The sequence below is a fragment of the Limnoraphis robusta CS-951 genome (assembly GCF_000972705.2).
The window spans coordinates 1-8,297 of sequence record NZ_LATL02000026.1; the positions used below are offsets into that span (position 1 = coordinate 1).

The following is an 8,297-nucleotide window of genomic DNA, read 5'->3' on the forward strand; positions in this document are numbered from 1 at the left end:
GAGATGGGGAGATATTCCCTATTGCCTGTTGCCTGTTGCCTATTCCCTATTCCCTATTCCCTATTCCCTATTCCTTATAGCATTATTGCCTACAACTGCAACTCAAATCCTGGTAACAGGCTTTCTCCCGATAAACGGGCGGGAAGTTGTACAATCTCAATAGGCTGATTGGGGCGATAAATCTCCACTTGTTGCTGTTGCGGGTTAACGAGCCAACCTAATTTTAGACCGCTATCAAGATATTCCTGCATTTTCTTTTGAAGCGGTTCGAGGGGATCGGTACGCGATCGCAATTCGATGATAAAATCTGGGCAAATAGGGGGAAACTGTTCTTGTTGTTCGCTTGTGAGGCTTTCCCAACGTTCTAGACTCACCCAAGCCGCATCGGGAGAACGACTACCGCCATTGGGTAAACGAAAAATTGTCGAAGAACTGAACACTTTTCCCAGTCCAGTTTGACGGTTCCATAACCACAATAAAGCAATTAAGTCGGCTTCTCGGTTTCCGCTAACTCCCCCGACAGGTGACATAATAACAAGTTCTCCGGTTGGTGTACGTTCGAGTTTCCAGTCTGAGTTGGCGCGACATAAACGATAAAATTGTTCGTCGCTTAAGTTAACCGTATCTAGATTTAAAATCAGTGGAGTCATCTTTTGTTAGCAGTAGTTGATAATTGATTGCAATAATTTTAAAAAATGGTAAAGTAATGAGAGATAAACCGTTATTGTTGTCGCCCACTGTCTAAGGAGCGATCTGTGTCAAATTTATCTCATTATTTTAATACAAAAAGCTGGAATCGTCGCCAAATTCTCACCTGGGGTTTAACAGGCTTGGGGGTGACAGCGACAGCAGCCCTACTCAATTCTCGTTTTAAGGGTTCTTCACCGGTACAAATTCCACCGTTAGAAGAACAAAATGAAGCGACAGATATTAATTTTAATCCAATGCTGATTTTGCGAGATTTTGACTGGGGTAAACTTAAACAAGATCAGGGGCGAACGATACGGGAATTTGAAGTAACGGCTAAGAGTTCTACTTTACAATTAAACTCAGCAATTTCTTTTGTAAGTTGGAATTTAAACGGGCGAGTTCCAGGCCCTACTTTAAGAGCAAAAGCAGGGGAACGGGTGCGAATTTTGTTTCATAATGAAGATGGAAGTTCCCACAGTATGCACTTTCACGGAACTCATCCGGTAGAAATGGATGGAGTAAAACCTGTGCGTCATGGGAAGACAGAAATCTATGAATTTGATGCTGAACCTTACGGACTTCATCCCTATCATTGTCATGTTGCGCCTGTAACGCGACATATTAGTAAAGGGTTATATGGACTGTTTATTATTGACCCGCCAGAAGGTCGTCCTGCTGCTGATGAAATGGTGATGGNAATGGATGGAGTAAAACCTGTGCGTCATGGGAAGACAGAAATCTATGAATTTGATGCTGAACCTTACGGACTTCATCCCTATCATTGTCATGTTGCGCCTGTAACGCGACATATTAGTAAAGGGTTATATGGACTGTTTATTATTGACCCGCCAGAAGGTCGTCCTGCTGCTGATGAAATGGTGATGGTGATGGGGGGTTTTGATGTTAATAATAATCAAAAAAATGAACTTTATGCGTTTAATGGCATTCCCAATTATTATCGCGATCATCCCATTCGCATTTATCAAAATCAATTAGTTCGGTTATATTTGTTGAATATGATTGAGTTTGATCCGGCGATAACGTTTCATATTCATGCTAATATGTTTCAAGTTTATCGCACTGGACGTACACTCACCCCCAACGAAGAATCAGATGTGATTACAATGGGAACCGCAGAACGTCATATTTTGGAGTTTTCCTATCCTTATGCGGGTCGCTATATGTTTCATCCTCATCAAGATGCGATCGCAGAAATGGGCTGTATGGGTTATTTTGATGTGATTGGTACTTGAGAGTCTTTCTAAAATATTTATAAAAATTTTTAGATTTTATTGACAAAACTTATCATTTGATTTTAGCCTGGAAGTCTATTGTTGTTATTTTAGAAAACAGTCGGTTCCAATGAAAAAGTCCTTAAAATCTGTAGAATTATTTTTAGCAACGGGGTTAGCAGTCTCTCTGGTAGCTTGTAGCAGTCCATCAACGACAACCAATGAAACAACCACTGAACAATCAAATCCTTCTCATGAAACAGTTCACGGAGAAGGTGGAGAAGGCGGTGAAGGCGGTGAAGGCGGTGAAGGTGGTGAAGGTGGCGAAGGCGGTAGCAGTGGCAATCCTGATGTTGATTATATGACAACGTTGGGATTAATGAAAGGTCATCTCATTGTAGCCGAAGAACTCAGACAAGCGGGAAATTATGAACAAGCTGAACCTCATATCGGACACCCGGTTGAGGAATTGTATGGCGGTTTAGAAGGTCAACTTTCTCAGCGCAATGTACCGGAGTTTAAATCTACTTTAAATCAATTGAATGATTTATCCAAAACAGCGCCCGCTCAACCCGAAACACAGGCAAAATTTGAGGAAGCGGTACAGTCAGTAGATACTGCAATTGTAGCAATACCTGAGTCTCAGCGTCAATCTCCCGAGTTTGTAATGAAGGTGATTAATCAATTGTTAGCAACAGCATCCGAAGAATATCAAGCGGCTATTGCTGAGGGAAAAGTTGTTGAACTTGCAGAGTATCAAGACTCTCGGGGATTTGTATTATATTCTGAACAACTTTATCAAAATATTGCCGATCAAATGCAACAAAATTTCTCAGAAGATCATCAAGTCATTGTAGAAACAATGGCAGAATTAAAAGCAGCTTGGCCGTCTGTAACTCCGCCCGAAACTCCAGTAAAAACGCCGAGTGAAGTACAAGGACTGGTTTCTAAAATAGAATTATATAGTTCTCGTGTTGCTTCATCACCCTCACCGGATTCATAGTTTTTAAAAGAGAGTAAAAACCACGCTCGACACAGAGAACACTAATCGGAAATCTTCGTGTCTTTGTGCCTTGGTGGTGAGTTTGTGATCAAAACAATATTTCAATCAAATTTTCAATGATTTTTTCCATTCCTAATCTTCTCAATACTGAGAAACTTCAATCTATTCAAACTCGTTTAGAAAAAGCGGAATTTGTGGAAGGAAAGTTAACCGCAGGTTGGCACGCAAAACTGGTTAAAAATAATCAACAATTAAAATCAGGAACGAGTTTACTGAAAGAACTAAAAACAGAAGTTGAACAGGTTCTCAAAGATAATTCTTTGTTTCAAATAGCAGTTCGTCCCCGGCGTGTTCATTCTCTTTTATTTAGTCGCTATGAGGAGGGAATGTCTTATGGAACCCATACGGATAATGCGTTAATGGGGAGTAGTTTATTGCGTTCAGATGTGTCATTTACGTTGTTTTTAAATTCTCCAGATGAGTATGAAGGCGGGGAATTAGTTATTGAAGGTGCGGATGATGAAAAAGCGTATAAACTAGAAGCAGGTACGATTATTATTTATCCTTCTTCTACATTACATCGAGTGAATACAGTCACAAAAGGAACTCGAATAGTTGTTGTCGGTTGGGTACAAAGTTTAGTTAGAGATGCGAGTCAACGAGAGATTTTATTTGATTTAGATACAGCCAGACGGGCGATGTTTGCCAGAGAAGGAAAAACCCCAGAATTTGATTTAATTTCTAAAAGTGTAGCCAATTTGTTGAGAAAATGGGCGGAATAAGGAATTTAAGGAGATCAGATGTTATCCATTGAAGATACATTTATATTGGTTGAAGAACGTCTTCCCATTTTGGGATTAAAGTTAGCCAGTGGTGTTCCTTCAGATGTTCGCGGAATTAGCGATGTTGATATTAGTTTGGTTCACCCCGAACCGCAAAATTTACTTCATTTAATGCCTGAAGGAACGCTTCAAAAAAAAAGGAAAAATTTACCTTATCCCGCTTGGGGATATCAATTTATTCTTGCCAATAGACAGATTAATTTAACGGCTTCAACTTCTATTAAAGTTTATGATGCGGTTAAACATCGAGAGTTAGAACTCGAACTAATTCGCTCTTACCCTAGTTTACAACAAAGCGTCATAGAAATAAAGAAAAATACGACTTGGGGAACCGAAAAATGTTGGTGTCATCTGTTAGGATTAGAGGGGAATGAATATGAGATCATGTTAAATCAAGATTTAGTGTTAGCAACAGGAAAAAAGAAAGTTATCTCTTAATNACAAAGCGTCATAGAAATAAAGAAAAATACGACTTGGGGAACCGAAAAATGTTGGTGTCATCTGTTAGGATTAGAGGGGAATGAATATGAGATCATGTTAAATCAAGATTTAGTGTTAGCAACAGGAAAAAAGAAAGTTATCTCTTAATATTGAGAGGAATTTTGGGGAAACCAGATTTCTCCAATTTTATAAAATAAGACAATTCCTATTAAACTCGCCCCCAAATCGAGTAAACTAAAAGTACGATGGGGTAGAATGTGTTGTAACACTTCCTCCGCAATAGTAACAAGCGTAAACAAAAATGGCCCAAACGGAATTGGAAGATGAAAAATCATCATCATGCGTCTATTGGTGGCGCGATGACAGACAAAAGAAGCAATTCCGTAGAGGAAAAAATGTCCTATAATATCATAGTAGGGAATTTTTTCAAGTTGTGCGTAGGGGAGTTTTCCAAAGTCAGCAACTAACATTATCGCAAAAATAAGCATCAAATAAAGGATAGCAATAACNATGACAGACAAAAGAAGCAATTCCGTAGAGGAAAAAATGTCCTATAATATCATAGTAGGGAATTTTTTCAAGTTGTGCGTAGGGGAGTTTTCCAAAGTCAGCAACTAACATTATCGCAAAAATAAGCATCAAATAAAGGATAGCAATAACTATCCAACCTCGCTGATGAATTTTCATCTTGATAGCGGTAAAAAGTAGTGTTATGATGGGGCGGGTTTATCTCAATCTTTGAGTAGTAGTAAAAGATTTTGTCGAACCCGCCCCTACGCTTGGGATTATTGATTAATCGGATATCATATGATGTAGGGTACGTCAAATTCTGCACAGATTTTTCCTGAGTCTAATAAGTTAATATCTGACGCACCCTAATTTTTTCTTCGTGTCTTTGTGTCTTTGTGGTTTTTAACCTTTTTCGGCTTATTTTGCTTCCATCCAGTTTTCACCCGCGTGTATTTCAACGAGAAGGGGAACTTTCAAAGAATAAGCATTTTCCATCGTTTGTTTAATTTTGGGTTGTAACTCTTCCCATTCTTCCGGGGGAACTTCTAAAACTAATTCATCGTGAACTTGTAATAACAGTTTCGCGGTGTAATTTTGCAAAACATCTTTCAATTTTACCATCGCTATTTTAATTATATCAGCACTTGACCCCTGAATGGGAGCATTCGCCGCAGCTCGTAACAATTGCGCGTCATTTTGACCTATACTTTTAAGAATATCTAGATCAATATGTTCTAATGGAGTTCCTTTCAGTTCTTTCAAACTTGGACTTTCAAAGTGAAAATAACGACGACGCCCTAACAGCGTTGTCACATAACCTTGAGAAATTGCTGTTTTCTTTTGTTGTTCTAAATATTTAAAAAGCTGCTGATATTGTTGGTTAAACCGTTCGATAAATTCTTTGGCTTTATTGGTATTGACTTTCATTTCTCTGGAAAACCTTAACGCACCCATTCCATAAATTACCCCAAAATTAATCGTTTTTCCAAAGCGTCTTTCTTCAGGAGTTACATCGGTTGGGTTGTCTTTTTCAAACAAAAATTGTGCGGTTACAGTGTGTATATCTCGGTTATTTTGATAGGCTTCAACTAATATGGGTTCATCACTCAAATGCGCTAAAATTCTTAACTCAATTTGCGAATAGTCGGCTGCTATTAATACCCATCCGGGTTCGGGAATAAACGCTTGACGAATTTGACGGGAAAATTCGGTGCGAATGGGGATATTTTGGAGGTTGGGGTTAGAAGAAGACAGTCTTCCAGTGGCGGTTATGGCTTGGTTGAAGTCAGTGTGAATGCGTTTTGTTTGGGGATGAACTAACTCCGGTAAAGCATCAACGTAGGTTGATTTTAGTTTGGCTAAGGTTCGATGTTCTAATATACTATCAATAATCGGATGATCACCTTTGAGTTTTTCTAGAACTTTCGCATCTGTAGAGTAACCTGTCTTAGTTTTGCGGCTTTTTTTCGTACTGAGTTCGAGGGTTTCAAATAACAGTTGACTGAGTTGTTTGGGTGAACCTAAGTTAAATTCTGTTCCGGCTTCTTCGTAAGCACGTTTTTCAATGATGTCTAATTGTTTTTCGAGTTGTGATGATAGTTGTTTGAGATAATTAACGTTAATTCTAATTCCTTGATATTCCATCTCCGCAAGAACAGGTTCGAGGGGTTGTTCTATTTCTAACAGGAGTTTGTGAAGTTCGGGAACTTGTTGTAACTTTTCGCGCAGTTTGGGAACGAGTAAATAAGTGGCGTAAACATCTAAGCCACAATATTCAGCAACGGTAGGGATGTCTAAGTCGGCGATGGTTTGATTTTTCCCAAGAGACAGTTGTTTATAACTTTTGGCTACAATTCCTGAGTCTAAATATTTGCGGGAAAGTTCAGTTAAATTATGGCTTTCATCCGGGTTCAATACATAACTCGCCAACATCGTATCGAAGACAACGCCAGCTAAATTAATTCCTTGAACTTTTAAAATCAAACGATCAAATTTAGCATTTTGTAAGGCTTTGGGATATTTTTCGCTTTCTAAAATTGGACGTAAAGCCTCTAAAACTATCTCTTTTTTCAGTTGAGTTCCGGTTGTGTGTTCGAGGGGAATATAAGCAATATCGGTTTTTTCAGTTCCCCAACAACAGCCAATTCCGACTAATTTCGCATCACGGGGTTCTAAGGCGGTGGTTTCCGTATCCCAAGCAACGGGATGATTTTGATCGGTAAATTTTTCTAACTGTTTAACTAATGCTTGTAATTGTTCTTCTGTTTGGATAATTTGAGGTTGAATGAACTGCTTTCCTGAAAATTTTTGAACCGCTTGAGTTTCTTCATAACTCCAAAAACTGAGTTCATCATCATCTAAAACTTGATTTGATGAAGAATTTTGTGACTCAAAATTAGCGATTTTTTCTTCAGTTTCGCTGGCTATTTCTTCAAATAATTGTTCATTTTCAACTTGTTCAACAAAAGACCAAAATTCTAACTCTTTCAGTTTAGGAATAATTTTACTAAAATCTAGTCGGGTAAAATTACAGTCAGCAATCGAAATTTTTAACGGTACATCTTGAACAATTTTCGCCATTCGTTGGGAGTGATAGGCGGCTTCTTTTCCGTCTTCTAACTTTTGACGAGTCGCGCCTTTAATTTTATCCAGAGAAGCATAGATTTCATCGAGAGAAGGATATTCACTCAAAAGCTGAACAGCCGTTTTCTCGCCAATTCCTCGCACACCGGGAATATTATCTGATTTATCGCCACACAAGGCTTTATAATCAATCAGTTGTGAGGGTTTTATCTTCAGTTTCTCAACAACATTTTCCGCCCGAAATTCTGTGGTTTGGTTGCCTTTTCCGGGGGATAAATGCAACACGCTAATCTTTTCATCCCCATCAATTAACTGAAATAAATCTTGATCACCCGATAGGATTTTAACAAAATATCCCGCTTCAAGTCCTTGTTTGGCTAAAGTTCCAATCACATCATCTGCTTCATACCCCGCAGCCGTAACAATAGGAACATTTAACCCTTCTAAAACCTCTTGCAAATGGTGAATATCTTCGATAAAATCTTCAGGCGTTTCTGAACGATTGGCTTTGTAGGTGGCGTCAGCTTCGTGGCGAAAAGTCGGTTCACCTCGATCAAAAGCGATCGCTAAATATTGCGGTTTGTAAGTTTTAATCGTATTCAGCAGCGAGTTGAGAAACCCAAAAGACACGCTGGTAGGAATTCCCGTCTGGGTTCGCAGTCCTCCTGTGCGGCTTTTCGCAAACGCATAGTAAGCGCGAAACGCCAAAGAATGACCGTCAACTAAAATCAAAACCGGAGTATTTGCCACGTCGAACCCATTAGACAGCAATATATTTATTTTATAACATGGATTAAAAACCCGGTTTCTTGTAGAAACCGGGTTTTTGTGAGGTTTTTGTAGAAATCGGGTTGATTGTAGAAAAAAATTTAACCTCTCCCCCAACCCCTCTCCACCTCTCCCTAACCCTCTCCACCTCTCCCTAACCCTCTCCTACGAGGAGAGGGATTTGGTGTCCCTGGCGGGACTATTTATTAATGGCGAGGGGGGTAATAT

General features: G+C 39.1%; 8 protein-coding genes. 5 read left to right on the plus strand and 3 right to left on the minus strand.

The genetic code is table 11. The features are described from left to right. Nucleotides 1-89: 89 nt before the first annotated feature. The gene (locus WN50_RS02245) at nt 90-650 is read right to left on the minus strand and encodes a Uma2 family endonuclease (protein WP_046280325.1); all 561 of its coding nucleotides are present in this window, start codon (nt 648-650) and stop codon (nt 90-92) included. Nucleotides 651-944: 294 nt separating this feature from the next. Here WN50_RS02245 and WN50_RS35710 point away from each other — a divergent pair. The 5 genes from WN50_RS35710 to WN50_RS02265 all read left to right on the plus strand — a co-directional run. After that, on the plus strand, nt 945-1,386 hold a 442-nt coding region (locus tag WN50_RS35710; protein WP_342586725.1), incomplete at its 3' end, for a multicopper oxidase domain-containing protein. Between the two features lie 191 nt (nt 1,387-1,577). Continuing rightward, nucleotides 1,578-1,943, plus strand: a complete 366-nt coding sequence (locus tag WN50_RS36810) for a multicopper oxidase domain-containing protein (protein WP_281062624.1) — start codon at nt 1,578-1,580, stop codon at nt 1,941-1,943. Between the two features lie 109 nt (nt 1,944-2,052). Next, complete coding sequence (locus WN50_RS02255) at nt 2,053-2,925, plus strand: hypothetical protein (protein ID WP_046280323.1); 873 nt, start codon at nt 2,053-2,055, stop codon at nt 2,923-2,925. 116 nt (nt 2,926-3,041) lie between these two features. Continuing rightward, nucleotides 3,042-3,707, plus strand: a complete 666-nt coding sequence (locus tag WN50_RS02260) for a Fe2+-dependent dioxygenase (protein ID WP_046280322.1) — start codon at nt 3,042-3,044, stop codon at nt 3,705-3,707. 18 nt (nt 3,708-3,725) lie between these two features. Next, nucleotides 3,726-4,205, plus strand: coding sequence for a DUF4269 domain-containing protein (locus WN50_RS02265; RefSeq protein WP_009788017.1), 480 nt, complete (start codon nt 3,726-3,728; stop codon nt 4,203-4,205). A 146-nt stretch (nt 4,206-4,351) separates the two neighbouring features. Here the strand turns inward: WN50_RS02265 and WN50_RS02270 are convergent. Continuing rightward, on the minus strand, nt 4,352-4,717 hold a 366-nt coding region (locus tag WN50_RS02270), incomplete at its 5' end, for a VanZ family protein (RefSeq protein ID WP_235440803.1). A 418-nt stretch (nt 4,718-5,135) separates the two neighbouring features. Further along, complete coding sequence (gene polA / locus WN50_RS02280; protein ID WP_200906193.1) at nt 5,136-8,051, minus strand: DNA polymerase I; 2,916 nt, start codon at nt 8,049-8,051, stop codon at nt 5,136-5,138. Nucleotides 8,052-8,297 lie beyond the last annotated feature (246 nt).